Origin of the sequence: Streptococcus sp. 5346, from assembly GCF_013277455.1 — a bacterium.
In the GTDB taxonomy this organism is placed as follows: domain Bacteria; phylum Bacillota; class Bacilli; order Lactobacillales; family Streptococcaceae; genus Streptococcus.
Genome location: NZ_VMMY01000007.1, coordinates 1 through 26558, shown reverse-complemented (window position 1 = coordinate 26558; position 26558 = coordinate 1). Strand labels below are relative to the sequence as shown.

The 26558-nt window shown below is 41.4% G+C and carries 32 protein-coding genes and 1 pseudogene; 30 read left to right on the top strand and 3 right to left on the bottom strand.

The window, feature by feature from the left end:
- Position 1 precedes the first annotated feature (1 nt).
- The 30 genes from HT732_RS04865 (at position 2) to HT732_RS04720 (ending at position 23579) form a co-directional block, all read left to right on the top strand.
- Positions 2–304 carry a phage head closure protein gene (locus tag HT732_RS04865; protein WP_033686235.1) on the top strand — a complete coding sequence of 101 codons (303 nt, stop codon included), beginning with the start codon at positions 2–4 and terminating at the stop codon, positions 302–304.
- Positions 301–660, top strand: coding sequence for an HK97 gp10 family phage protein (locus HT732_RS04860; RefSeq protein ID WP_049543884.1), 360 nt, complete (start codon positions 301–303; stop codon positions 658–660). Before HT732_RS04865 ends, HT732_RS04860 begins: the two co-directional genes overlap by 4 nt.
- Positions 657–980: a hypothetical protein gene (locus tag HT732_RS04855; RefSeq protein ID WP_049543883.1), complete on the top strand. Its 324-nt coding sequence runs from the start codon at positions 657–659 to the stop codon at positions 978–980. Before HT732_RS04860 ends, HT732_RS04855 begins: the two co-directional genes overlap by 4 nt.
- 11 nt (positions 981–991) lie before the next feature.
- Entirely contained in the window at positions 992–1573 is a 582-nt protein-coding gene (locus HT732_RS04850; protein ID WP_173254160.1) for a major tail protein, read from the top strand.
- A gap of 10 nt (positions 1574–1583) precedes the next feature.
- Positions 1584–2003, top strand: a complete 420-nt coding sequence (locus HT732_RS04845) for a hypothetical protein (protein ID WP_173254159.1) — start codon at positions 1584–1586, stop codon at positions 2001–2003.
- Positions 2004–2279: 276 nt separating this feature from the next.
- The gene (locus HT732_RS04840) at positions 2280–5105 is read left to right on the top strand and encodes a phage tail tape measure protein (RefSeq protein WP_173254158.1); all 2826 of its coding nucleotides are present in this window, start codon (positions 2280–2282) and stop codon (positions 5103–5105) included.
- On the top strand, positions 5102–5824 hold the full coding sequence (locus HT732_RS04835) for a phage tail protein (RefSeq protein ID WP_173254157.1): 723 nt from the start codon (positions 5102–5104) through the stop codon (positions 5822–5824). Before HT732_RS04840 ends, HT732_RS04835 begins: the two co-directional genes overlap by 4 nt.
- A complete protein-coding gene (locus HT732_RS10315; protein ID WP_240155834.1) occupies positions 5824–7662 on the top strand; it encodes a phage tail spike protein in 1839 nt (612 codons plus the stop codon). Before HT732_RS04835 ends, HT732_RS10315 begins: the two co-directional genes overlap by 1 nt.
- The gene (locus HT732_RS10495) at positions 7659–8249 is read left to right on the top strand and encodes a collagen-like protein (RefSeq protein ID WP_173254156.1); all 591 of its coding nucleotides are present in this window, start codon (positions 7659–7661) and stop codon (positions 8247–8249) included. The genes HT732_RS10315 and HT732_RS10495 overlap by 4 nt, the downstream gene beginning before the upstream one ends.
- A gap of 2 nt (positions 8250–8251) precedes the next feature.
- The gene (locus HT732_RS04820) at positions 8252–8650 is read left to right on the top strand and encodes a hypothetical protein (protein ID WP_173254155.1); all 399 of its coding nucleotides are present in this window, start codon (positions 8252–8254) and stop codon (positions 8648–8650) included.
- Between the two features lie 3 nt (positions 8651–8653).
- Positions 8654–10135 carry a tail fiber domain-containing protein gene (locus HT732_RS04815; protein ID WP_173254154.1) on the top strand — a complete coding sequence of 494 codons (1482 nt, stop codon included), beginning with the start codon at positions 8654–8656 and terminating at the stop codon, positions 10133–10135.
- Complete coding sequence (locus HT732_RS04810) at positions 10128–10334, top strand: hypothetical protein (RefSeq protein WP_173254153.1); 207 nt, start codon at positions 10128–10130, stop codon at positions 10332–10334. Before HT732_RS04815 ends, HT732_RS04810 begins: the two co-directional genes overlap by 8 nt.
- Positions 10331–10972 (top strand): hypothetical protein, encoded by a 642-nt coding sequence (locus HT732_RS04805; protein ID WP_173254152.1) that lies wholly within the window; start codon positions 10331–10333, stop codon positions 10970–10972. The genes HT732_RS04810 and HT732_RS04805 overlap by 4 nt, the downstream gene beginning before the upstream one ends.
- 9 nt (positions 10973–10981) lie before the next feature.
- Positions 10982–11443, top strand: coding sequence for a hypothetical protein (locus tag HT732_RS04800; protein ID WP_173254151.1), 462 nt, complete (start codon positions 10982–10984; stop codon positions 11441–11443).
- Positions 11433–11909 (top strand): hypothetical protein, encoded by a 477-nt coding sequence (locus HT732_RS04795; protein WP_173254150.1) that lies wholly within the window; start codon positions 11433–11435, stop codon positions 11907–11909. The genes HT732_RS04800 and HT732_RS04795 overlap by 11 nt, the downstream gene beginning before the upstream one ends.
- A 6-nt stretch (positions 11910–11915) precedes the next feature.
- Positions 11916–12248: a hypothetical protein gene (locus tag HT732_RS04790; protein WP_173254149.1), complete on the top strand. Its 333-nt coding sequence runs from the start codon at positions 11916–11918 to the stop codon at positions 12246–12248.
- Positions 12249–12253: 5 nt separating this feature from the next.
- Positions 12254–13018, top strand: coding sequence for a hypothetical protein (locus HT732_RS04785; RefSeq protein ID WP_173254148.1), 765 nt, complete (start codon positions 12254–12256; stop codon positions 13016–13018).
- Between the two features lie 4 nt (positions 13019–13022).
- Positions 13023–13352 carry a phage holin gene (locus HT732_RS04780; RefSeq protein WP_173254147.1) on the top strand — a complete coding sequence of 110 codons (330 nt, stop codon included), beginning with the start codon at positions 13023–13025 and terminating at the stop codon, positions 13350–13352.
- A gap of 2 nt (positions 13353–13354) precedes the next feature.
- Positions 13355–14221: a CHAP domain-containing protein gene (locus HT732_RS10555; protein ID WP_173254146.1), complete on the top strand. Its 867-nt coding sequence runs from the start codon at positions 13355–13357 to the stop codon at positions 14219–14221.
- A gap of 393 nt (positions 14222–14614) precedes the next feature.
- Complete coding sequence (locus HT732_RS04770) at positions 14615–15286, top strand: GTP pyrophosphokinase family protein (protein WP_173254145.1); 672 nt, start codon at positions 14615–14617, stop codon at positions 15284–15286.
- Positions 15270–16088, top strand: a complete 819-nt coding sequence (locus HT732_RS04765) for an NAD kinase (protein WP_173254144.1) — start codon at positions 15270–15272, stop codon at positions 16086–16088. The genes HT732_RS04770 and HT732_RS04765 overlap by 17 nt, the downstream gene beginning before the upstream one ends.
- On the top strand, positions 16085–16981 hold the full coding sequence (locus HT732_RS04760; protein WP_173254143.1) for an RluA family pseudouridine synthase: 897 nt from the start codon (positions 16085–16087) through the stop codon (positions 16979–16981). The genes HT732_RS04765 and HT732_RS04760 overlap by 4 nt, the downstream gene beginning before the upstream one ends.
- 43 nt (positions 16982–17024) lie before the next feature.
- The gene (gene pta, locus HT732_RS04755) at positions 17025–17999 is read left to right on the top strand and encodes a phosphate acetyltransferase (RefSeq protein ID WP_000451579.1); all 975 of its coding nucleotides are present in this window, start codon (positions 17025–17027) and stop codon (positions 17997–17999) included.
- An 82-nt stretch (positions 18000–18081) separates the two neighbouring features.
- The gene (gene mutY, locus HT732_RS04750; RefSeq protein WP_173254142.1) at positions 18082–19257 is read left to right on the top strand and encodes an A/G-specific adenine glycosylase; all 1176 of its coding nucleotides are present in this window, start codon (positions 18082–18084) and stop codon (positions 19255–19257) included.
- Positions 19258–19312: 55 nt separating this feature from the next.
- The gene (gene yycF / locus HT732_RS04745) at positions 19313–20017 is read left to right on the top strand and encodes a response regulator YycF (RefSeq protein ID WP_055386907.1); all 705 of its coding nucleotides are present in this window, start codon (positions 19313–19315) and stop codon (positions 20015–20017) included.
- Entirely contained in the window at positions 20010–21359 is a 1350-nt protein-coding gene (gene vicK / locus HT732_RS04740; protein ID WP_173254141.1) for a cell wall metabolism sensor histidine kinase VicK, read from the top strand. The genes yycF and vicK overlap by 8 nt, the downstream gene beginning before the upstream one ends.
- Before the next feature lies 1 nt (position 21360).
- Positions 21361–22170, top strand: a complete 810-nt coding sequence (locus HT732_RS04735; protein WP_000004961.1) for an MBL fold metallo-hydrolase — start codon at positions 21361–21363, stop codon at positions 22168–22170.
- A gap of 90 nt (positions 22171–22260) precedes the next feature.
- A complete protein-coding gene (locus HT732_RS04730) occupies positions 22261–22503 on the top strand; it encodes a DUF6290 family protein (protein WP_173254140.1) in 243 nt (80 codons plus the stop codon).
- Position 22504: 1 nt separating this feature from the next.
- Complete coding sequence (locus HT732_RS04725; RefSeq protein ID WP_173254139.1) at positions 22505–22759, top strand: type II toxin-antitoxin system RelE/ParE family toxin; 255 nt, start codon at positions 22505–22507, stop codon at positions 22757–22759.
- Positions 22760–22805: 46 nt separating this feature from the next.
- Positions 22806–23579: an ion channel gene (locus HT732_RS04720; RefSeq protein ID WP_173254264.1), complete on the top strand. Its 774-nt coding sequence runs from the start codon at positions 22806–22808 to the stop codon at positions 23577–23579.
- Positions 23580–23616: 37 nt separating this feature from the next.
- Here HT732_RS04720 and HT732_RS04715 read toward each other — a convergent pair whose 3' ends face one another.
- The 3 genes and pseudogenes from HT732_RS04715 to HT732_RS04705 all read right to left on the bottom strand — a co-directional run.
- Positions 23617–23964 carry a thioredoxin gene (locus tag HT732_RS04715; RefSeq protein WP_000434635.1) on the bottom strand — a complete coding sequence of 116 codons (348 nt, stop codon included), beginning with the start codon at positions 23962–23964 and terminating at the stop codon, positions 23617–23619.
- Positions 23965–24076: 112 nt separating this feature from the next.
- Positions 24077–25795 carry a phospho-sugar mutase gene (locus HT732_RS04710; protein ID WP_173254138.1) on the bottom strand — a complete coding sequence of 573 codons (1719 nt, stop codon included), beginning with the start codon at positions 25793–25795 and terminating at the stop codon, positions 24077–24079.
- A gap of 295 nt (positions 25796–26090) precedes the next feature.
- Positions 26091–26558: pseudogene (locus HT732_RS04705) on the bottom strand (hypothetical protein); the annotation flags it as partial.

The window sequence follows — 26558 nt, the reverse complement described above, 5'->3', positions numbered from 1 at the left end:
CATGGCATGGAACAATGAGATTACATTGATCTCAAGGGTTAAAACAGGATTAGATAAATTGCACCAGCCTCTATTTGAGGAAAAGCGATTGACTATTTTGTGTCGTAAGCGTTCCATTACTCGTTCTGAATTTTATCAGGCTAGCCAGGTTGGACTTAGACCAAGTCTTATCCTTGATATTCATAGCTTTGAGTATAACAACGAGGAAGAAGCGGAATTTAATGGGAAACGGTATCGTATTCTCAAAACATTTCCGATTGGCTTAGAGATTCTGGAACTGACCTTGATGGAGGAATTGCCATGAGTGTAACAGGTGACCTTTCAGCAGAAATCGCTAAAGCACTGAGCGAGTATTCTAGTGAGTTGGAAGACGAGATTGACGCTATTGCGCAAGAATTAGGTGATGAAGCTGTTGTGACTTTGAAGGTGACAAGTCCAAAGAATAAAGGGAAGTATGCGAGAGGATGGCGCCTCAAGAAAAACGCCAAAGGCTCATACGTAATCCATAATGCTACAAGCTACCAATTGACACACCTGCTTGAAAATGACCATGTCTTAAGAAATGGAGGACGCAGTCGTGCTATCCCTCACATCAAACCTGTAGAAGAAAAGCTAATCAATTCCTTTGAAAGGAAAGTAAAGGAGGCTATCCAAAAATGAAATTATCTGACCTTGTCGATATTCTAAGTCAAGCGAATCTACCTATAGCCTATCGTGCGTTTGAAAATGGACACGTTCCTCAAACACCTTACCTTATCTACTTTGAATCACATCCAGATATCAAGAGAGCAGACGACGAACAGAAATACCAGATTAAATCTGTGACTGTAGAGCTTATCTTTGAACGTAAAGACGAAGATTTGGAAGAATCCTTGGAAGAGTTGTTGTCTAAACATCAACTTGTTTTTGAGGTATCAGAAGAAAGCTATATCCCAACAGAAAGGCTATCTGTCAAGCCTTATACTGTTTATTTGTACTAAAGGAGAAGAAGATGACAAAAACAGAAAATACAGTAACCTATGGATTGAAAAACGTGCATATCGCACCAATCGAAAGTATCAACAGTGAGACAAAAGTCATTAGCTACGGGCAAATTTTCCGTTTCCCTGGAGCTATGAACTTGGAGTTAGAGCCAAAAGGAGAATCGAAAGCAATCCAAGCAGACGACGTGGACTACCACTTCATGAACTCAAATGAAGGGTATGAAGGAAAATTGAAAGTACCGCATATCACGGAAGAGTTTGCGACGAAAATCCTAGGAGAAATCAAGGACGAACAAACAGGAGTATTGACTGAAAAAGGCGATGCTTCCACTAAACTGTTTGCAATTATGTTTGAATTTTCAGGAGATAAAAATAAGACTCGTTACGTTATCTACTACTGCTCTGCTAGTCGTCCATCAAACGGCTCTGGTACTAAGAGTGGAACAACTGTCAATGAACGCGAACTTAGCTTTAAGGGTTCACCACGTCCTCTTGATAGCGTCGTGAAACGTTCGATTACGTCTGCAGACAAGAAAGAAGTGTATGACGCTTGGTTTACTAGCGTTTATGAACCAACATCTCTAGGGTAAGGAGTAAATAATGCGTCGAAGTATTAAAATCAGCAATAAGCGTTATGAGCTTGCAACAAATGCCTATACTCCAATTGCTTACAAAAACGAGTTTGGGCAGGATTTTTTCAAGGACCTTTTAGGGCTTTTGAAAAATAAGCAATTGGTAGCTCAATTGAACCAATTAAAAAAAGGTAATGATTTGGTAGCGGAAAGTGTCGATTTATCACTTTTAGAAGATTTTGACATTACCTTTTTCTATCGTCTATTTTGGGTGTTTGCTAAATCTGGCAATCCTAAAATTAAACCGTTTGATGATTTCTTCATGGAGATGGAAGAATTTCCTCTTGACGAAGTTTGTCCGCTAATGATGGAAATGTTGAATACGGTACTGCAAACAAAAAAGAAACAGACACATCAGAAACAGCAAGCGAAGAAGCCTTCACGGTAGAATCCTATCTATCTTGTTGCAAGGAAACTGGCTTATCTATAGATGATCTCAAGCACATTTCTATTGGGATGGCTTTAGATTATCAGACAGATTATGTCAATTTGCGTAGCGAAAATAAAACAGGTAGTCGGAAGGCCACCCAAGCTGATTTTGATGCATTTTAGAGAAAAAGTGAGTGCTGAGAGAGCGATTGTGAGGACAAGTTCCTTTAGTTGGCTAGTGTTCTGGTCATAGAAAACCTCTCAGCGCTCCTTATTTTTAAGGAAAGGAGGAAATATGGCAGGAAATATCAAAGGGATAAAAATTGAAATCGATGGCGATACCCAGCCCTTACAAAAAGCGTTAAAAGGTGTCAATCAAGAGTCCGCCAACGCAACAAAAGAGCTGAAACAAATTGATAATGCTTTAAAGTTTGATACTGGGAATGTTACCTTACTAACCCAAAAACAAGAAGTCTTACAGAAGCAAGTTGGAACCACTCGGGAAAAACTAGAAACCTTAAGACAAGCTCAATCTCAAGTTGAGGAGCAGTTTAAAAAAGGAGATATTGGCACAGATCAGTATCGTGCTTTCCAGCGTGAAGTAGAAGTGACTCAAAATCTCCTAAAAGGATATGAGGGAAAACTAGCTAGTGTCAATCAAGCTCTTGAGGGTAATGGGAATGCAACCAAGAATAACCAAACTCAACTGAAAGAATTGCAGAACGAGCAAAAATTGCTTGCTAGTGAATCTGAAAAAGTAGTTAGTTCATTTAAACTGCAAGAAAGCCAGATGGGTGCCAACGCTAGTGAAGCTGACAAGTTGGCATTGGCTGAAAAGAAGATTGGTGCACAGTCCGAAATTGTCGCTCGTCAAATTGAAAACCTTGAAAAGCAGTTAGAAATCACTAAAAAAGAATATGGTGAAAACTCAGCCGAAGCTAACAAGATGGAAGCGGAGCTGAATCAAGCTAAGACTGCTTTTAACAATCTCAACAATGAGATGAAGGGGACTAAGTCTGTAGCGGATAGCGCACAAGAAAGCTTGGGTGAGATAGCTAAAGCTGCAAGAGCTGAACTACTCCAACAGTTTAGTGAGAAATTGGGTGATATTTCAGAAAAACTTGTTGACGTTGGGAAAGAAGCTATTGAAGCTGCTGCTTCAATGCAAGCAAGTAATGCCCAATTTAGTACAGTTTTTGGGGATATGGAAGGTCAAGCTAGAGAGGCTCTTAATAATATTGGGAAAGAAATGTCTATTGTACCAGAACGATTACAAGGAAGTTTCACCCAAATGGCCTCCTTTGCAAAAACATCTGGTTTAGATACAGCTCAAGCCTTAGATTTATCTACTAGGGCAACTAAGGCAGCGGCAGATGGTGCTGCTTTTTACGACAAATCTATTGAAAGTGTTACTGAGAGCCTTCAATCATTTCTTAAAGGAAATTTTGCCAACGATGCGGCTTTGGGGATATCTGCAACAGAAACAACTCGTAATGCGGCAGCAAACAAACTATATGGTAAGTCATTCAAGGATTTGAGTGAAGCACAAAAGCAATTGACTTTGCTTCAAATGGTTGAAGATGGAAATGAACTTTCTGGAGCACTTGGTCAAGCTGCAAGAGAATCTGACGGCTTAGAAAACGTCATGGGGAATCTAAAACAATCTGGAACTAATGCCTTGGCTGCATTAGGTCAACCTCTTTTGGAAATGTTGATTCCTGTGTTTCAAGCTTTAGGAGACATTATAAAAGGTGTGGCAGATTGGTTTGGTACTTTGCCTGGCCCGATTAAAGAATTTGTTGTCATTTTAGGGACAGTTGTTACTGCTGTAGGAGTTATAGCACCGATATTCCTAACTTTACAAGCAGCTGCAACAGCTCTTGAACTTTCAATAGGAGGCATGATTGCCGCCGCCTTACCAATCATTGGGACAGCAGCTGCAATAGCGGCCGCAGTGGCAGCGGTCGTTGTCATTTTAAAATACTTATGGGAAACGAATGAAGGATTTCGTAACGCCGTCACAGTTGTGTGGGAGGCTATTTCATCTGTCATCAATACTGTTGTAGGTGAAATTTCAAATTTCATCATGAGTATTTTTGGAACGGTTGTAACTTGGTGGACTGAAAACCAAGAGCTAATCCGTTCTATTACGGACGCAGTCTGGACTGGCATTTCCGCTATTATCAGTGCTGCTATGACGGTTTTAGGTCCTCTTATAGAGGGAGCATGGAACAATATTCAGATTATCACTTCTACAGTTTGGGAAGTGATTAAAACGGTAGTTGAAACAGCTATCAACGTTGTTTTAGGCATTATCAAGGCAGTGATGCAGATCCTTACTGGTGACTGGTCGGGCGCTTGGGAAACCATTAAGAGTGTTGGAGAAACAATCTGGAATGGGATTGCAAGCGTCATTGGGACTATCTTTAATGGTATAGCGCAGGTATTGTCTAACATCTGGAACACCATCTCAACGGTTGCTTCAAATGTTTGGAACGGCATCAAGTCCACTCTTTCAGGAATATTTGATGGTATTTCAAGTTCGGTCTCAAGTGTCTTTAATGGCATAAGAGATACGATTAGCAATATCTGGAATAGTATTCAATCAACCGCAAGCAGTATTTGGAATGGTATTAAAGATACAATCGGTAATGCCATTAACGGTGCTAAGGATTTGGTCGGTAGTGCAATTGAAGCTATTAAGGGATTCTTTAACTTTGAATTTAGATGGCCTCACATCCCTCTACCACACTTTAGTATCACAGGCTCTCTCAACCCAGTTGATTGGTTGAGTAATGGATTGCCAAGTATTGGCGTAGAGTGGTATGCCAAGGGCGGTATCTTGACCAAGCCGACTGTTTTCGGTTCAAACGGAAATAGCCTGATGGTTGGTGGGGAGGCTGGGAACGAAGCTGTCTTACCACTAAACGAACGAACTTTAGGAGCTATTGGTCGTGGAATTGCCCAAACAATGGGAGGTATGTCTCCTGTTATCAATGTCAGCATTAGCGGAAATAACATCAGTGAAGAGATGGATATCAATCGCATTGCTGACGTTGTCGCTCAAAAGATTGCGGATGAACTGCAACGGAAAACACAACTTAGAGGAGGAATTGCATGATCAAACATAATGAATTGGTAATTGATGGCGTAGCAACCTCCTCTTTTCCCTTTGATGTCATTGTAGAAGAAGCGCCATCCATCGTGATTGCCAATAGCAAGACAAAACTATGGGAGCATGATGGAATTAGTGGAGCCATCCTACAAACCAATCATCATAGAGGGATGGTTGAGAAATCCTACACACTTCACTTAGTCAAACCAAAGGAAGAGGACTTGAACCGTTTCTTGGCCCTCTTTGCTAGGGAGAACTTTTGGCTTGAAAGCGAACGTGTCAAAACAACCAAGATGTGGTGTTACAAGGTAAAGATTTCTGAGACTATTAGAAACCGTGCAGGGTACTATGCGCTCAAAGTCACATTTGAGTGTCACCCTACAAAGTTTTTTAAAGTCACGGACAATCAAATCTTTTCAAGAAGTGGAACTTTAAGAACCAAAGGCTCTGCTTTGGCTTTTCCGACAATTACCTTGACTGGTCAGAGTACGACTGAGGTTAGTTTCACAGTAGATAGGCAGGTCATTCGCTTAGAGAGACTATCTGGAAGAGCCATCATGATAAATAACCCTAACAATCCTAGTTTCTTGGATGGGACAGGTTCCAGAATTAAGTGGACAGGGGATTTTATCACGATTGACCCCATTAAAAAACAAGATGTTGGGATTGTCTTAGGTGCTGGTATCAGTTCCATGACGATTGAAACCGTATGGGGGTGGGCGTAATGTTATATTTGCTTGAAAGTGATACTCGTAATGTTAAATGGAACGGTATTCCACTGCATGAAGCGACCTCAGCTATCATAAAAGAGCAAATGAACGGGGATTTTACCCTCACTCTTCGCTACCCTATTACTGACTCTGAGATTTATCAACTTTTCCGTGAGGATATGTTGATTAAGGCACCAGCGCCTGTGCTTGGTCCGCAGTTGTTCCGCATCAAAAAGCCAGTAGAGAATGATGATCATTTAGAAATCACTGCTTATCATATCACTGACGACGTCATGCAGCGGTCTATCAATCCTCTGTCTGTCAACAAGCAGAGTTGTTGGCAGGCTCTTTCTCAATTGGTACAAGTCGCTAAGTCTCCTATCAATGATTTTTCATTTACCAGTGATATCACAGACAGGAGAACCATCAACACAAAAGAAGTAGAAACACTCTACAGCGTGTTAATGGATGGCGCTCACTCAATTGTGGGAACGTGGGAAGGAGAGATGGTTCGGGATAATTTCGCTATCTCAATTAAGCGAAATCGAGGAGAGGACAGGGGGGTTATCATCTCTACCCACAAAAACCTTAAATCCTATCAACGAACCAAAAACTCACAAAATGTTGTTACTCGGATTCATGCTAAGTCTACATTTAAGGCAGAGGGTGCCAAGGAAGATACAACGATTGCCATAACGGTTGATAGTCCCTTAATTGGCGCTTATCCTTATATCAACGAAAGAAGTTATACAAATAACAACATTCAGACCGTTGAGGAGTTGACAAAGTGGGCTAGTGCTAAATTTACTAACGAACACATAGATAAGGCTACAGATGCGATTAAGATTGAAGCCTATGAACTTGATGGGCAAACTGTCCACATGGGCGATACAGTTAACCTGAAAAGTTATAAGCATAATGTGGACGTTTACAAGAAAGCCATTGCCTACGAGTATGACTGTTTGGCAAACAATGGACAGGGAGCTTATCTAACCATTACCTTTGATGATAAAGTGAAATCAGGAGGGAATGGTGGTGGAGTATCAGCAGTAGCAAACGCAATCTTGGACAAGCAAGAAACACAATTTGACATTATGCTGGAGCGTGCGATTGCCAACGCTGACCGTGCGTTTGACGCTGAATTTGCCAAGCGTGAGAAAGCTATCACGGATGCCATCGAGCAGTACAAGGCTAAGGCCGAAGAATTTGGCGCTAAAATCCACGAAGAAATGGAGAAAGAACGTCCTGAGTTCGTGAAGCGTATCCGTGAGGAACTGATGAGTGGTGCGGACTCAATCGCTGAACTGAGCAAGAAACTGGAACAGGTCAGTGAGACTGCAAGGGTCAACGCTAGTTTGATTGGTGGTGACGGAAATACCCAGTACAACAAGAACCGCTTGAATGGTGGCACGGCTAAGAAAATCAGTTACGGAACGGATTTTGTAGAGGTCGGTCACAACGGAGAGGGCTTTGAACTTGGTAAGAAATACGTTATCAGTTGGTCAGCAACCTGTACACCTTACGGCAAAACAGATGTGACTGTGGTGGTCAATAAGACACCGTTTTACGGTGGACACGTTCATTTGGCGCCTGCTAATTCGGTCATGCCAGCGATTGATAAAGACCTTGTCCAAAAAGAGGAGCAGGTCTTGGCAGTCTACTACGGTGCCTATCGTCTGACCTTCTCAGGGGACTGGTATCAGAATGTAGAGCAGTCTGTGACGATTGACAATCAGACAAGACGGATTGAACTTGCGCCAGTCTATAAGACGGTTGCTGATGGGCAAAATGCTAGATATGAGGGAAGTTGGAGCGAAAACCCAACTTTTATTTTTGATGGAGGTAGAACATGACGGAAACAACGCCTGAAGTAGTACCTATCAGGGTACGACATAAACGGATGCCAGCTAGTGAGTGGGCAAGAAGTGACTTTGTGTTGTATGACGGAGAGTTAGGTATCGAGAGCGACACTAGTAAGGTTAAGGTCGGAAATGGCCGTGACCGATTCTCAGCTCTTCAATATCTGACTGGTCCCAAAGGAGACCGTGGAGAACGTGGGGAAACAGGACCACGAGGAGCGGACGGTGTTATGCGATTCGAGAACCTGACAAGCCAACAGAGAGAGGGCTTAAAGGGTGCACAAGGCCCACAGGGTGCGAGAGGTCCGGCAGGACCAACAGGCCCAGCGGGTCCAGCAGGCGCAGTAGGACCGAGAGGCCCAGAAGGTCAACGAGGACCTCAAGGAAACACAGGTCCAGCAGGCGCGAGAGGTGCCACAGGAGAACGTGGCCCAGTGGGGCCAGCTGGAGCTCCAGGCCAAAATATCATCAACCAAAACAGCGGGCAAGCGCTGAAATATTGGGCTGGAACAAGATCTCAATATGACGCGATTGCTAACAAGGATAGTAATACTATCTATGATATCTATACGCAGGAGTAACTATGGCTAGAGAAGGAATTTACGTGGGTGGCAAGGAAATCATCCAGCGGTATGTAGGTGATAGGCTTGTTTGGGAGAAAGTTCGTTTTGAATTAATTGGGACATTTTCTTGTTTCATGGTAAAAAACGAGTATGAAAAAACTATTACTGTTTATTTTAAAAATAATTATGATTTAAATACTCTTGTGAATGGTATTTATTATTTAAAATCAAGAGAATATGGACTGAAATATCCATTCGTAAAAACAGTACTATCAAAAGGTAGCTTTTCAATAAAACTATCTTTTGAAAAAAATAGCGATTATGTTTACGGTTACTACAACTGGGTTCCATTAGGTGGAAATAAACCTCATGAATACACTTATATAGATATTCCATTCTATAGAAAAATAGGAGACTAACACATGGATATTACTATTCAAAACGTTCGTTCGCCTGCTCTTGAGCATAACGGACGGTATTACAAGGTATTTCAACCACGGACACGAGATGAACTGCTAAAGCTTCATCATATGGGGTGCGTGGGTGATACGGTGCTGACGGATATTCAGCTGGAGCAGGGAGATTTTCCGACCAATTTTGTGGAACCTACTATCACACAACGCACCTTATCAGGTCTCTTCAAGGATATGCGTTCTATTGAACTGGAATTGAGAGACCCGAACAGCACTCTCTGGGGCAAAATCCAGCAGAACAATCAAGGGGCGCTGACTCAATTCTTTGATACGAATGTCAAGAGCGCTATCGCTCAGACTGCTAAGGAAATCAGGCAGGAAGTGCGAGACGCTGCTAACAGTGCGAGGGTTCAAGTGACATCGGAAGGTGTGACCATCGGCTCTACTACTCTAACTGGTGAGCAGTTAGCCTCTACCATTTCCACAAGTCCGAGAGGGGTTGATATCATCGCTCCGCACGTTCGAGTACAGTCAGATATGTTGGTAGATGGTGCTGTAACAGCTAGAAAAATGGCTGCTGGTTCTGTCACTGCTGACCATATCCAAGCAGGTGCCATCACAGGCGATAAAATTAGCGTAGATGATGCCTTGATTCGGAACCTGACCGCTAGAGATGCCTTGATTGACAAACTGACATCTAAGGAAATCTTCACAACCAAGATTGAGTCAGTTGTATCTAGCTCAACCTTCCTACAAGCCTATCAAGGCGAAATTGGAGGTTTCACCATTGGTCGTTTTGATCAAGGAAGAGGTCGCTGGATTTCTGGTGTCAACCAATTCTCGGTCGGCATGGGAAACGGAGAAGGTGGCAGTTATAACGGTGAAAATACTGCTTTTTGGGCTAACTGGGGCTATAGTTGGGATAGACCTGGGCCTAATGCTTGGTATGTAACAACATCAGGGAATATGTATTGTAGAAACGGAGCAGACTTTCACGGTAAAACGGATTTCTCCAAAACATCAAGTTCTAATTTTTATGGAACGACTTATTTTGAAAACTCTCCAACATTCAAAAACGGAATCCATATGTACGAGCAAGATATTTTGGGAAATGGCGGAAGCCCCCGTAAAGGAAACCAAAACAAGGTGGTATGGTGGAATCAGGTCGGAGATGGAACTGTTAAACACTGGATAGATAAATCTTCAGACAGACGATTGAAAGAAAACATCACAGAAACAGCTGTGAAAGCCTTGGATAAAATCAACAGACTAAACTTGGTCGCATTTGATTTCATCGAAAGCAAGAAGCATGAAGAAATTGGTTTGATTGCACAAGAGGCTGAGACTATCGTTCCAGAAGTTATCTCACGAGACCCTGAGAATCCAGATGGCTATCTGCACATCGACTACACCGCATTTGTCCCCTACTTGCTGAAGGCTGTCCAAGAACTAGACCAGAAAATCAAAGAAATGGAGAACACACATGGATAACAACACAATCGACAAGCTAGTCGCTGAGTTGCTCGCTAACCGCTTGAAAGAAGGCGAATTGAATAGTGCGCATTTAGAGGCATACTATACGCTGACTTTGGCCGAATTACAGGCTTTTAAAGCCGTACTGGAATACGACCCAGCACTCAAAGAACTATTTGACGAAACGCAAGCTAAAATGAAAGGAAATAATACATGACTTACAAATTAACAGGAAGCCCTATTCTAAAAGGGGAGAAGAATGTCACAATTGTAACGATTGAGAAAGAAGAACCTGGACGCTACAGCTATGAGCGTGTTGAATTGCCAGGTAATCGCACGAATGATAATGAAGAGGTGCTGATTCAAGCAGTTTTAGACTTTATTAGAACAGAACTTGACCCGACAAATGCCATCGTGACTGCTCAAGCGAAACTAGAGCAGACTTTGGCTAAATTAGAACAGGCTGAGCAGAAACTGGCTGAGACAGAAACTAAGCAGACGGCTACAGACCAAGCCGTTAAGCACAATCAAGAAGAAACTGACCGCTATGGTAAAATCATCCATGCGGTCGTTTTAAATGCTGTAGCAGGCAAGACAATCGCTTATGGAACCAACTACAAGGAATTGGTTGAACTCATTCCACTAGCCGAAATTGGCAAGCATTACTTAGCACATGACTTGATCACCATCGAAGATCCAACTCACGTTGAAGTTGACGGAGAAGGCAAGCGTATCTTGGTTCAGTTGAACAAGGAATTTACTTACAATGGTGAACCAGTCAGCGATTTTGCCCGTAACGGTCGTCTTGAAATGGACGGAACAGGCGCAGCATGGAAGTACGAACCTAAAGGATAGAGGTGCTTTATGGACGTCTTACAATCAACAGAGCATTTTTTTATGAACGTTTTGCCAGTTGCCACACCAATTGTTGTGGCTTGGTTGGGCTATAAAATGCCGAAGAAGACCAAGGAACAGACAGACCAAATCATTTCAGAATTGAATGATGTTAAGAAACAAATCAAAGATGTCCAGATTACTACTGACGAGAACAACGCCAAAATTGACGAAGTACAGGCAAAGCTAAAACTACATGACGATGCGCACCTTGTAACGATGAGGACGCACCTCGATCGTGACATTCGTAGAGCTATCCGTCGTGGTTTTACAACTAAAGATGAGTTCTATGTAGTCGAAAACATGCACAACAGCTACAAGGCTTTGGGTGGTAATGGCTACATTGACCACTTGTACAACAATTTTGAGGCGTTGCAAATCAGGGACGACATCTTAGTCGAAGATGAGAAAGGGGCGCAGAATGGTCTGTAATCTCAATACGACCAATCTTGCTCAAGTGGATGGCGGTTACCTCATCAAACAGGGTGATGTGGCTTCTACCTTTGGATTTGTCCTTTTAGACGAAGATTATCGAGCCGTCCCCTCTCTTGAGGGGGAGGTGGCGGTAGTTAGTCTGACCATGGGCAAGTACCAATGGAAGAAGGAGGCAACTGTCATAAACTCAAGCGTGAGTTTTAATCTGGACACTATCTTGCCAATCGGAAAATACCGCTTAGAGATTAGCGTTGGCGGATATATATTCCCGAGCGACAAAACGACGCATATCAAGATAGTGGCTTCAGATAAAGAATTGGTCACAGAAGAAGTCCATGCTTTAAAGGAGCTGGATATAGCAAAGGAAGTCGAAAAACAGCTTGCAGGTAGAACTGTAGGCGAGAACCCAGTAGGTCAGGAATTGCCAGACCTACTATTTTATTACAATTTAGGAAAGGTGTAACACAAAATGGATACAACAAAATTAACAGCATTTGCACAAGCAGTAGGAGCAGATATCAAGGAAGTGAAGCAAAGCGTCAGCACTAAAGTAGAAACTTCAGCAATGACGCAAGCTATCTCTCAGGCAGTCACTCAAGCTAAATCCGAGGTTAAGGCTGAAATCTTGGGTGAAGGAACGCCTGAAAATCTTGACACACTGAAAGAAATCGCGGAAAAAATCACAAGTATGGGCGATGACGCTGGTGGCGCACTCCTTGGAAAAATTACCGAAGTTGGTGGACGTGTAGACCAGATTGCCAATGTTGATTTGGTCGCAATCTATAACGCAGCGAAAGCGTGAGTGGTATGAGTAATTTAGAGGAATTTGCCCAAACAGTTGGGCGTGACGTCAAGGCGCTGAGCCAAAAGCCTGAGCCAAGGCTGACACTGACAGGAATTACCCTTGGCATCGTTGGAGGCAATCATGTCACCCTACCGTTACCAGACAATGTAGGGCAAGAAATCCGTGGTACTGGCTCACCAGAAGGGCGTATAAGTGCAGAAATAGGAGCGACTTACATCGACACAGCTAAAACTAACGGAGCTTTAAAATGGATTAAGACTACTGATGATGGAAATCAAGGTTGGAAAGTCATTCATGGTGACACTGGTTGGGTGTTAGGTTGGCAAGAAGACAGGGATAATTATACAAACAGGATGTATTTAAGACGTATAAATGATGTTGTACATGTGAAATTTGAACCTAAAATTAACACTAGTACTATTAGTCCTAGCGCTAATTTAATATTATATCTTGGCAGTTATGGGTCAGATGATAATTTATCTATTGATGGTTTTAAACCTGTTGATGATGTAGTTCAGACTATATTTAAAACTTCTAGTGATATTTATAGCGAAACAGCGGGTGCGGAAAATTCAGAAGGTGCACAAGGGACAGGTTGTGTGATAATTCAGTACAACTATGAATATATATCTAAACAATATCAGAAAAGTGGATTGAACTTGAAGATTTTAACTAGTGAATTAGGCGTGAAGGAAAATCACGTCAACCCATTCTCTTATTTAACAGAAGATGAGTGGCCTACAACATTACCAACTATAGGAGGATAAACATATGACACAAATTACTGAAATTATTCTTGCATCCGCTACAGGGATTTTAACAATCCTTGCAGGGATTGCGGTCAAATCAATTAAAGACTACCTCATTCAAAAAGGCGGAGAAAAAGCGGTTATTATCGCTGAAATCCTAGCCAAGAACGCAGTTAATGCCGTTGAGCAGGTAGCTAAAGAGACTGGTTTTAAAGGTGATGAAAAGCTAGAGCAAGCTCGTGATAAAATCCGTGATGAGCTAACCAAATATAATATCAGTATGACCGACAAGGACTTGGATACTTTTGTGGAGTCCGCAGTGAAGCAGATGAATGACGCTTGGAGGGAGTAGATATGTCTAAAAAACAGGAAATGATTCAATTCTTCATCGATAAAGCCAACGCTGGCGATGGAGTGGACAACGACGGAGCTTATGGCTTCCAGTGTGCCGACGTGCCTTGTTATGGGCTACGTCATTGGTACGGTGTGACGTTATGGGGCAACGCTTATGACTTGCTTGAGTCAGCACGTTCACAAGGCCTGAAAGTCGTGTATGACGCTGACTATCCAAAGGCAGGTTGGTTCTTCGTGAAATCATATGTGGCTGGCGACGGTGTCAACTACGGGCATACAGGACTTGTCTATGAAGACTCAGACGGTTCTACCATCAAGACGATTGAGCAGAACATCGATGGCAACTGGGACTACTTGGAAGTAGGTGGCCCTTGTCGCTACAATGAGCGGTCTGTCGATGAAATCGTTGGGTATATCGTACCGCCTGAAGAAGTTGAAACTGGCTGGCAACAGAACCAATATGGTTGGTGGTGGGTTCGTGAAGACGGCTCATATCCAGCTAATAAATGGGAGAAGATCAATGATGTTTGGTACTATTTCGATGAAAAAGGCTTCATGAAGCGTAGTACCTGGTTGAATTATAAAGACGCTTGGTACTGGTTCACGGATTCAGGGTCTATGGCCACTGGCTGGGCTCGTATCAACAACGCTTGGTATTACTTCGACGAAGAAGGTAAGATGGTCACTGGTTGGATTAAACATAAGCTGACTTGGTACTATCTTGACCGTAAGAATGGAAACATGGTATCTAATGCCTTTGTCCAGTCAGCAGACGGAACAGGCTGGTACTACATCAAACCAGACGGAACACTGGCAGATAAGCCAGAATTCACAGTAGAGCCAGATGGCTTGATTACAACTAAATAATCTTAAAAATAAATAGAAAGGAAACTTTCTAAATTGTTCTTTTACCGCAGGCTCAGGCTTGCGGTTTTTTTGTTTTGTTAAAAATAAAAACAGTGACATTACTCACTGATCCTTTTGTAAACTATTAGAATTAAATTAAAACCTTCTCAACTATACGGGCAAATATGAGTATGAAAATGAATACGATGATGAATACGATTTAAAAAAATGATAGCAACTAATGAAAATGATTTTAATGGAAAATAAGTAAAAACTCAACTATTGAAAAGCGATGATAACTATTTGTAAACGCTTTTCATTTATGGTATAATAAGCATTGTATTTATTGTATATGAATCTGGAGAAAAAATCAAAGATATTTTTGAAGGATAATATGAGAACAAGGGAGAATATATGACCTTAGAATGGGAAGAATTTCTAGATCCTTACATTCAAGCTGTTGGTGAGTTAAAGATTAAACTTCGTGGTATTCGGAAGCAATATCGTAAGCAAAATAAGCATTCTCCGATTGAGTTTGTGACGGGTCGGGTCAAGCCAATTGAGAGCATCAAAGAAAAAATGGCCCGTCGTGGCATTACTTATGCGACCTTGGAACACGATTTGCAGGATATTGCTGGCTTACGTGTGATGGTTCAGTTTGTAGATGACGTTAAGGAAGTAGTGGAAATTTTGCGTAAGCGTCAGGATATGCGTATCATACAGGAGCGAGATTACATTACTCATCGAAAGGCTTCAGGCTACCGTTCCTATCATGTGGTAGTAGAATATATGGTTGATACCATCAATGGAGCTAAGACTATTTTGGCAGAAATTCAAATTCGTACTTTGGCCATGAATTTTTGGGCAACGATAGAACATTCTCTCAACTACAAGTACCAAGGGGATTTCCCAGAGGAGATTAAGAAGCGACTGGAAATTACAGCTAGAATCGCCCATCAGTTGGATGAAGAAATGGGTAAAATTCGTGATGATATCCAAGAAGCCCAGGCACTTTTTGATCCCTTGAGTAGAAAATTAAATGACGGTGTAGGAAACAGTGACGATACAGATGAAGAATACAGGTAAACGAATTGATCTGATAGCCAATAGAAAACCGCAGAGTCAAAAGGTTTTGTATGAATTGCGAGATCGTTTGAAGAGAAATCAGTTTATACTCAATGATAGCAGTCCAGACATTGTCATTTCCATTGGTGGAGATGGCATGCTCTTGTCGGCCTTTCATAAGTACGAAGACCAACTTGATAAGGTACGCTTTATCGGTCTTCATACAGGACACCTGGGCTTTTATACCGATTATCGTGATTTTGAGTTGGATAAGTTGATGACCAATTTGCAGCTAGATACCGGAGCAAGGGTTTCTTACCCTGTTCTAAATGTGAAGGTTTTTCTTGGAAATGGAGAGGTCAAGATTTTTCGTGCCCTCAATGAAGCCAGCATCCGAAGATCGGATCGAACCATGGTAGCGGATATTGTAATCAATGGTGTTCCCTTTGAACGTTTTCGTGGAGACGGGCTAACAGTTTCGACACCGACTGGTAGTACGGCTTATAACAAGTCTCTTGGCGGTGCTGTTTTACACCCTACCATTGAAGCTTTGCAATTAACGGAAATTGCCAGCCTCAATAATCGTGTCTATCGAACGCTGGGCTCTTCCATTATTGTGCCTAAGAAGGATAAGATTGAACTCATTCCAACGAGAAACGATTACCATACTATTTCGGTTGACAATAGCGTTTATTCTTTCCGTAGTATCGAGCGAATCGAGTATCAAATTGATCATCATAAGATTCACTTTGTCGCGACTCCTAGCCATACCAGCTTCTGGAACCGTGTTAAGGATGCCTTTATCGGCGAGGTGAACGAATGAGGTTTGAATTTATCGCAGATGAGCATGTCAAGGTTAAGACCTTTTTGAAAAAGCACGAGGTTTCTAAGGGACTTTTGGCCAAGATTAAGTTTCGAGGCGGGGCTATTCTGGTCAATGACCAACCGCAAAATGCAACCTATCTATTGGATATTGGGGACCGCGTTACTATTGATATTCCCGCTGAGGAAGGATTTGAAACTCTAGAAGCTATCGAGTGCCCACTGGATATTTTCTATGAGGATGATCATTTTCTAGTTTTAAACAAACCCTATGGAGTGGCTTCTATTCCTAGTGTTAATCACTCCAATACCATTGCCAATTTTATCAAGGGTTACTACGTCAAGCAAAATTACGAAAATCAGCAGGTTCACATTGTAACCAGGCTTGATAGAGATACTTCTGGCTTGATGCTCTTTGCCAAGCACGGCTATGCCCATGCACGATTAGACAAGCAGTTGCAGAAGAAGTCCATTGAAAAACGCTACTTTGCTTTGGTTAAAGGTGATGGTCACTTGGAGTCAGAGGGGGAAATTATTGCTCCGATTGCGCGTGATGAAGACTCTATTATTACCAGACGAGTGGCAAAAGGTGGAAAGTATGCCCATACTTCTTACAAGATTGTCGCTTCCTATGGGAATATTCATTTGGTAGATATTCGTCTGCATACTGGTCGAACCCACCAAATACGAGTCCATTTTTCTCATATTGGTTTTCCTTTGTTGGGAGATGATTTGTATGGTGGTAGCTTGGATGACGGCATCCAACGTCAGGCCCTTCATTGCCATTACCTATCCTTTTATCATCCATTTTTAGAGCAAGACTTGCAGTTAGAAAGTCCCTTGCCGGATGATTTCAGTAACCTTATTACCCAGTTATCAACTAATACTCTATAAAAACTGATTCAGAGTATAATTATTATTTTAAAGGAGAAAACTCATGGAAGTTTTTGAAAGTCTCAAAGCCAACCTAGTTGGTAAAAATGCTCGTATCGTTCTCCCTGAAGGGGAAGAGCCACGTATTCTTCAAGCAACAAAACGCTTGGTAAAAGAAACAGAAGTGATTCCTGTTTTGCTTGGAAATCCTGAAAAAATTAAAATTTATCTTGAAATTGAAGGGATCATGGATGGTTATGAAGTTATTGACCCTCAACATTATCCTCAATTTGAAGAAATGGTTGCTGCCCTAGTGGAGCGTCGCAAGGGCAAAATGTCTGAAGAAGATGCACGCAAGGTTTTGGTTGAAGATGTAAACTACTTTGGTGTTATGTTGGTTTACTTGGGCTTGGTTGATGGAATGGTGTCAGGTGCGATTCATTCAACTGCTTCAACAGTTCGTCCAGCCCTTCAAATCATCAAAACTCGTCCAAATGTAACTCGTACTTCAGGTGCCTTCCTCATGGTTCGTGGCTCTGAACGTTACCTATTTGGAGACTGTGCTATCAACATCAATCCAGATGCAGAAGCTTTGGCTGAAATTGCCATCAACTCAGCAATCACAGCTAAGATGTTTGGAATCGAGCCTAAAATTGCTATGCTAAGCTATTCTACTAAAGGTTCAGGTTTTGGTGAAAGCGTTGATAAGGTCGTTGAAGCAACTAAAATTGCTCACGACTTGCGCCCTGACCTTGAAATCGATGGTGAGTTGCAATTTGATGCAGCCTTTGTTCCTGAAACTGCAGCTTTGAAAGCTCCTGGAAGTACGGTAGCTGGTCAAGCAAATGTCTTCATCTTCCCAGGTATCGAGGCAGGAAATATCGGATACAAGATGGCTGAACGTCTTGGTGGCTTTGCGGCAGTAGGTCCTGTTTTGCAAGGTTTGAACAAGCCAGTTAACGACCTTTCTCGTGGATGTAATGCAGATGATGTTTATAAGTTAACCCTTATCACAGCAGCCCAAGCTGTTCATCAATAAGATTTAGTCCTCTTTCCTTTGGGAAGAGGCTTTTTAATACTAGGAAAAGGACAGTTAGAATCTTCTGTGTTATACTAGAGATATGTTAGATTTGAAAGAATACGGTATCGTCATGTGGCCGGAGGAGAAGATCATTTCTTTTCGTCAGAAACTTCTCGCTTGGTATGATGAAAACAAAAGAGATTTACCTTGGAGGAGAAGTAAAAATCCTTATCATATCTGGGTATCTGAAATCATGCTTCAGCAGACCAGGGTGGATACAGTTATTCCTTACTACGAACGATTCTTGGACTGGTTTCCAACAGTGGAAAGTTTGGCAACTGCCCCTGAAGAGCGTTTGTTGAAGGCTTGGGAAGGTTTGGGTTATTATTCTCGAGTTCGTAATATGCAGGCTGCAGCCCAGCAGATTATGACTGACTTTGGTGGCCAATTTCCAAATACCTATGAAGGAATTTCCAGCTTGAAAGGGATTGGTCCTTACACTGCAGGAGCCATTTCCAGTATTGCTTTTAACTTGCCTGAGCCAGCTGTAGATGGTAATGTCATGCGAGTTTTGGCCCGTCTATTTGAAGTCAACCACGATATTGGGATTCCAAGTAATCGTAAAATTTTTCAGGCAATGATGGAAATCTTGATTGACCCAGAAAGGCCTGGTGACTTTAATCAAGCTTTGATGGATTTAGGATCTGATATTGAGGCTCCTGTAAATCCTAGGCCAGAAGAGAGTCCAGTGAAGGATTTTAGTGCGGCATATCAGAATGGAAGCATGGACCGTTATCCAATTAAGGCTCCAAAGAAAAAGCCAATTCCCATTTATCTTAAAGCCTTAGTTGTGAAAAATTCTCAAGGACAATTTTTGCTTGAAAAAAATGAAAGTGAAAAGCTCTTGGCAGGTTTTTGGCATTTCCCCTTGATAGAAGTTGATAACTTTTCGCAAGAAGAGCAGTTTGACCTCTTTCATCAGGTTGCAGAAGAAAGCGTGAACTTTGGCCCAAGTCCAGAAGAGAGTTTCCAGCAGGACTATGATCTAGATGTTGATTGGTTTGATACTTATTTTGAGACTATCAAGCATGTCTTTAGCCATCGAAAGTGGCATGTACAGATTGTAGCAGGTCAGGTGAGTGACTTTCATGATTTTTCAGATAGAGAAGTTCGCTGGCTTTCACCAGAAGAGTTCAAGGATGTCCCACTTGCCAAACCCCAACAAAAAATCTGGCAGGCTTATGCAAAAGCCAACTTAGACAGTAGCAAAGACTAGCTATTGTGTCTTCTTGCTATTTTTTTGGTATAATAGTAGAGAAAAAGGTGAACAAATGAAAAAAATACTAATTGTAGATGATGAGAAACCAATCTCGGATATTATCAAGTTTAATATGACCAAGGAAGGTTACGAGGTTGTAACTGCTTTTAATGGTCGTGAAGCGCTAGAGCAATATGAAGCAGAGCAGCCAGATATTATTATTCTGGATTTGATGCTTCCGGAAATTGATGGTTTAGAAGTTGCTAAGACCATTCGCAAGACCAGCAGTGTACCTATTATCATGCTTTCTGCTAAAGACAGTGAATTTGATAAGGTTATCGGTTTAGAGCTTGGAGCAGATGACTATGTGACCAAACCTTTCTCCAATCGTGAGTTGCAGGCGCGTGTTAAAGCTTTGCTGCGTCGTTCTCAACCTATGCCAGTAGATGGGCAGGAAGCAGATAGCAAACCTCAGCCTATCCAAATTGGGGATTTAGAAATTGTTCCAGATGCCTACGTGGCTAAAAAATATGGCGAAGAACTAGACTTAACCCACCGTGAGTTTGAGCTTTTGTATCATTTGGCATCGCATACAGGTCAAGTCATCACGCGCGAACACTTGCTTGAGACTGTCTGGGGTTATGACTATTTTGGTGATGTCCGTACGGTTGATGTGACTGTCCGACGTCTGCGTGAGAAGATTGAAGATACACCCAGCCGACCAGAGTATATCTTGACGCGCCGTGGTGTAGGGTATTACATGAGAAATAATGCTTGATTTACTGAAACAAACCATTTTTACCAGTGATTTTATCTTTATCCTCATTCTACTTGGTTTTATTTTAGTGGTGACCTTGCTTTTACTAGAAAATCGTAGAGATAACATTCGGTTGAAGCAAATCAATCAAAAGGTAAAGGACCTGATTGCAGGAGATTATTCTCAGGTATTGGACATGCAGGGAAGCTCTGAAATCACTAATATTACCAATAATCTCAATGATTTATCAGAAGTAATTCGCTTGACTCAAGAAAATCTGGAACAAGAGAGTAAACGATTGCATAGTATCCTCTCATACATGACGGACGGAGTTCTTGCGACCAATCGTCGTGGTAAGATTACCATGATTAATGATATGGCTAAGAAACAGCTAGGCGTTCAGAAAGAAGAGGTTATCAATAAAAGTATTCTAGAATTGCTAAAGATTGAAGATGAATATGAACTTCGTGATTTGATTACCCAAGTTCCTGAGCTTATGATTGATTCTCAGGATGCCAATGGTGAGTATCTGAGCCTTCGTGTACGATTTGCCTTGGTGCGTCGTGAGTCAGGCTTTATTTCTGGTCTGGTTGCTGTTTTGCATGATACGACGGAGCAGGAGAAGGAAGAACGCGAGCGTAGACTCTTTGTTTCCAACGTTAGTCATGAGTTACGGACGCCTCTGACTAGTGTAAAATCCTATCTTGAAGCCTTGGATGAGGGAGCATTGTCAGAACCTGTTGCACCAGACTTTATCAAGGTGTCTCTAGACGAAACCAACCGTATGATGCGGATGGTAACAGACCTTCTTCATCTTTCTCGAATTGATAATGCAACCAGTCATCTGGATGTGGAATTGATTAATTTTACTGCCTTTATAACCTTTATCCTCAACCGTTTTGATCAGATAAGAGGGCAGGATGAAGAGAAGAAATACGAACTGGTGAGAGATTACCCCATTACCTCAGTCTGGATAGAGATAGATACAGATAAGATGACACAGGTGATTGATAATATTCTCAACAATGCCATCAAGTATTCGCCAGATGGTGGGAAAATCACAGTGACCATGAAGACGACTGATGATCAGATGATTTTATCCATCTCAGACCAGGGATTGGGGATTCCCAAGCAGGATTTACCACGTATTTTTGACCGTTTCTATCGTGTGGATCGTGCTAGAAGTCGTTCCCAAGGTGGTACAGGTCTAGGACTGTCTATTGCCAAAGAAATTATCAAACAACATAAGGGCTTTATTTGGGCCAAGAGTGAATACGGTAAGGGATCAACCTTTACCATTGTTCTTCCTTATGATAAGGATGCAGTGAAAGAAGAAGTATGGGAGGACGAAGTAGAAGACTAGAATGAGTGAAACAGGCTTTAAATACAGTATTTTAGCGTCGGGTTCCAGTGGAAATTCCTTTTATCTGGAAACCCCAAAAAAGAAGCTTTTAGTGGATGCAGGGCTGTCTGGTAAAAAGATTACTAGCCTACTTGCTGAAATTAACCGCAAACCAGAAGACCTGGATGCCATCTTGATTACGCATGAGCATTCAGACCATATCCATGGAGTGGGTGTGTTAGCTCGCAAGTATGGTATGGATTTGTATGCCAATGAAAAGACCTGGCAGGCTATGGAAAACAGCAAGTATCTTGGCAAGGTGGATTCGTCGCAAAAGCATATTTTTGAAATGGGTAAAACCAAAACCTTTGGAGATATCGACATCGAGAGTTTTGGTGTAAGCCATGATGCAGTTGCACCGCAGTTCTATCGCTTTATGAAAGATGATAAAAGTTTTGTCCTTTTGACAGATACAGGTTATGTCAGTGACCGTATGGCAGGAATTGTCGAAAATGCAGATGGCTATCTTATCGAGTCCAACCATGATGTAGAGATTTTGCGAGCAGGATCTTACGCTTGGCGACTCAAACAACGAATCCTATCGGATCTGGGTCACCTTTCTAACGAGGACGGTGCTGAAGCTATGATTCGGACCCTAGGAAATCGCACTAAGAAGATCTACCTTGGACATTTGTCTAAGGAAAACAATATCAAGGAGCTAGCTCACATGACCATGGTCAATCAGCTAGCACAAGCTGATCTGGGAGTTGGAGTAGACTTTAAGGTTTATGATACCTCACCAGATACCGCAACACCATTGACAGACATATAGAAAGAACGCTGAGAAGGTGTTCTTTTTATATTGACTGAACACCTAAAAAGTAATACAATGGTGTTACCATTAAAAAAGGGAGTGCAAAAGATGACTACTATTACATTAAAAGTTTCTGAAGCTGATAAAACATTTATGAAAGCAATGGCTAAGTTTGAAGGAGTTTCTCTGTCGGAACTTATCCGCACCAAAACTCTTGAAGCTCTAGAAGACGAATACGATGCTCGTGTGGCAGATTTAGCCTATCAAGAGTATTTAGACGACTTGGAAAAAGGAGTTGACCCCATTACTTGGGAAGAAATGATGCATGATTTAGGCTTGGAGGATGAATAATTTGTATAAATTAGTTCCAACAAGACGTTTCATCAAGCAATTGAAAAAATTGGACCGTTATACGCAGAAGCTAATTACAAACTATTTACAAACCAATGTTTTGAAAGACCCAAGACAACATGGAAAGGCTTTGGTTGGTAATCGCGTTGGTCAATGGCGCTATAGAATTGGTAATTATCGAGTTATCGTACAAATTGTAGATGATGAATTAGTCGTTGCTACTCTAGAAGTTGGTCATCGGAGAGATATCTATTGAATTAAAGCTGAGTAATAACAGTATAGAAAGTAAGGATAGTAAAAATTTGAAAAGAAAATGGTTATTTAAGGATTATTATGACACAACGATTATTTTACTTGCTTTAATCTCTGTTATTCTGGTATTACTTGGATTTTCTGAGATGATTGATTTGGATAATCCGCCTTATAGTATTATTGATTTAGTAATCTGGGGTGTTTTTGTAATTGATTATAGTTGGCGCTTTTTTATTACTAAAAGAAAATGGCGCTTTATTCTTGAAAATATTTTTGATTTATTGGCTATTCTCCCTTTAAATGCTATTTTTACAGTTTTTCGATTAGGGCGTATCTTTCGTTTAGTTAAACTAACAAAATTACTGAAACTGACTCGTTTACTTAGAATAATTGGACTTACAGGTAAATTAGAAAGAAAAATTAGTAGATTCTTACGGACAAATGGCTTGATTTATATCTTATATGTTAATATCTTTATCGTGCTAGTAGGAAGTTCAATTTTATCTGTAGTTGAAGAAAAATCCTTCTCAGATAGTCTTTGGTGGGCTCTTGTGACAGTAACCACTGTTGGTTATGGTGACATTGTTCCAGTTTCCCTTTTTGGGAAATGGCTAGCAGTTTTACTGATGCTTGTCGGTATTGGAACAATAGGGATGTTAACAAGTGCTTTGACGAACTTTTTTGTAAAAGATAATCCAGATGAACAGATAAAACTTGATAAACTTCAAGATGAATTATCTAGTCAGAGAATATTACTAGAGAAGCAATCTGAAAAGATAGAAGAACTACATCAAATGATAAAAGATTTGCTTGAAAAAAGGTAATTTTGACCATTTAAAAACCACTCGATGAGTGGCTTTTTTACAATCCTGCGAAATCCTTGATTTCTTGTGCTGACATTGAAGAGTCGCAACGGACATTGATTTGTCCATCTGCAATGTGAACGAAGCCTGGTACAGTTGGAATTCCGTAGCGTGAGCGGAATGCTTGCAACTCATTGAGTTGGCTTGGTTCTTCACTATTGATGAAGTAGATGTGAGCTTTGGTTTCAGCTACGACACCTGCTAAAGTACCTGCAAATTTACGGCAGTAAGGGCAAGTTTTGCGACCGATAAAGAAGGTTGCAGTTTCTTTTTTATCAAGAGCTTCTTGCGCACGCGCAACTGTAGTGACTTCAAGGTCTTTGATATTATCTAAAAATTGTTCCATGAGATTACCTCGCTTTCATTGATATGTCTAGTATGCCATAAAGTTTCTAAAATTGCTTAGATTTGATACGAAAAAAAGATGAGATTGATTTGTCTCATCTTTTAATAGGGCCTTATTTTACAAAAGCATTGATTTCCGCTTCGATGTTAGCAATCTTAGCTTGTGATTCTTCGTTGGTTTCCCCTACAACTGCAATGTAGAACTTGATTTTTGGTTCTGTACCTGAAGGACGAACAGCAATCCATGAACCGTCAGCAAGTGTGTATTTCAACACATCACTTGGAGGAGTTGTTAAGTTTGTAACGGTACCGTCAGCAGCAGTAGCAGTTTGTGCCTTGAAGTCTTCTACGACAGTGATAGCTGTTGCATTCCATTCTTTTGGAGCATTGTTACGGAATTTAGCCATAATCGCTTTGATTTGTTCAGCACCATCGACACCTGAAAGGGTAACAGAGATAGTTTTTTCTGCGTAGTAGCCGTACTCTTTGTAGATTTCTTCGATACCGTCAGCAAGGGTCAAACCACGTGAACGGTAGTAGGCAGCAAGTTCAGCAACGACTAGAACGGCTTGGATAGCATCTTTATCACGTACGAATGGTTTAATCAAGTAACCGAAGCTTTCTTCAAATCCCATCATGTAAGTGTGGTTGTGTTTTTCTTCGAATTCTTGGATTTTTTCAGCGATAAATTTGAAACCTGTCAAAACGTTGAACATAGTTGCGCCGTAGCTTTCAGCAATCTTTGTTACCAAGTCAGTTGATACGATAGATTTACATAGGGCTGCATTTTCAGGAAGAGTTCCAGCGTTTTTGTGGGCTTCCAAGATGTATTTTGCCATGATAGCACCGATTTGGTTACCTGAAAGGTTGAGGTAGCTACCATCTTTTTGAAGAACTTCAACACCAACACGGTCAGCGTCTGGGTCAGTTGCTACAAGAACATCTGCACCAACTTGACGGCCAAGTTCTTCAGCAAGCGCAAAGGCTGCTTGGCTTTCTGGGTTTGGAGATTTTACAGTTGAGAAGTCAGGATCAGCAGTTGCTTGCGCTTCAACAACTTGAACAGAGTCAAATCCTGCTTGGGCAAGAGCACGACGAGCCAACATTTCACCAGTACCATGAAGTGGTGTGTAGACAATCTTCATATCTTTACCAAATTCTTCAATCAAGGCTGGGTTGATGTTTACGTCCTTAACCTCTTTAAGGTATTCTACGTCAACAGCTTCGCCGATAACTTCAATTAAGCCAGAAGCTTTTTCAGCTTCCACATCAGCAACTTCAACTGCAAATGGGTTTTCGATTGCACGGATATATGTAGTCAAAGCGTCTGCGTCGTGTGGAGGCATTTGTCCACCGTCTTCACCGTAAACCTTGTAACCGTTAAATGGTGCAGGGTTGTGACTGGCTGTGACCATGATACCCGCGAAACAGTTGAGGTGACGAACTGCAAATGATAATTCTGGAGTTGGACGAAGGCTTTCAAATACGTAAGATTTGATGCCGTGTTTAGCAAGAACTGCCGCAGATTCAAAGGCAAACTCAGGTGAGAAGTGACGGCTATCGTAGGCAATTGCTACACCGCGTTCTTTTTCGTTTCCACCTTTAGACTCAATCAAACGAGCCAATCCTTCAGTAGCTTGACGAACAACGTAGATGTTGATGCGGTTTGTACCAGCACCAATCAGGCCACGCATACCTGCAGTACCAAATTCAAGATTTGTATAGAAGGCATCTTCCTTAGTTTTTTCGTCCATATTTTCCAAATCTTGACGAAGGTAGTCAGGAAGATCCGCAAAATCAACCCATTTTTGGTAATTTTCTTGGTAAGACATTGAAATTCTCCTTTATTTTTAAAACATTTAATCAGTTTGATTATATCATTTTTTTTAGTTTTAGTAAAACCTTATCTGCTTCGAAAATCTCTTCAAACCAGGTCAGATTGAATTTGGGGTTTATATGATGTTGAGGCTAGGAAAAATTCAATCTCAGTAAAAAAGTAAGTCTTCTCATAATAAAACATTGATACCAAACGTTTTATTATGAGAAGACTTTTACCCAGCATCTTTAATCTGTGACTAGACGTTTAGTTCTAAGAATGCCATCTTGACTAGATGGTTTTCTTGACCGTTATTGGTGATAATCTTCCAGCAAGGCTTCAAACTCAGATACTGACATACCTAATTGCTGACTGGCAATCTCAGAAGTCAGCAGACCTTGGCTGACCATATCTAGGAAAGCAAAGAGTTTTCCACGTTCAAGGCCTTGTTCAATCCCCTCTGCGCGACCACGTTCAAGACCACGCTCTAAACCCTGTTCAATACCTTCTGCACGACCACGTTCTAAGCCCTTTTCCTCAGCTTGTTCCAAGGCATAGTCCTGTGCTAACAAGGCTTGTTCTTCGCGCATACGTAGTTGACTAAACATTTTCCTATCCTCCTCGGACCAGCTCTTATAGTCCAGCAGTTGGTCTGCTTGGCTGATGGCTCGCTCGGGTTGTTGAGTAAAGGGTTTATTCCCAAAAAACTCCAACCATGGCTTGCGAATACTATCTTTGCTAGTTTCTCTATATTTTTTTAATTCCATGTATGCCATCTT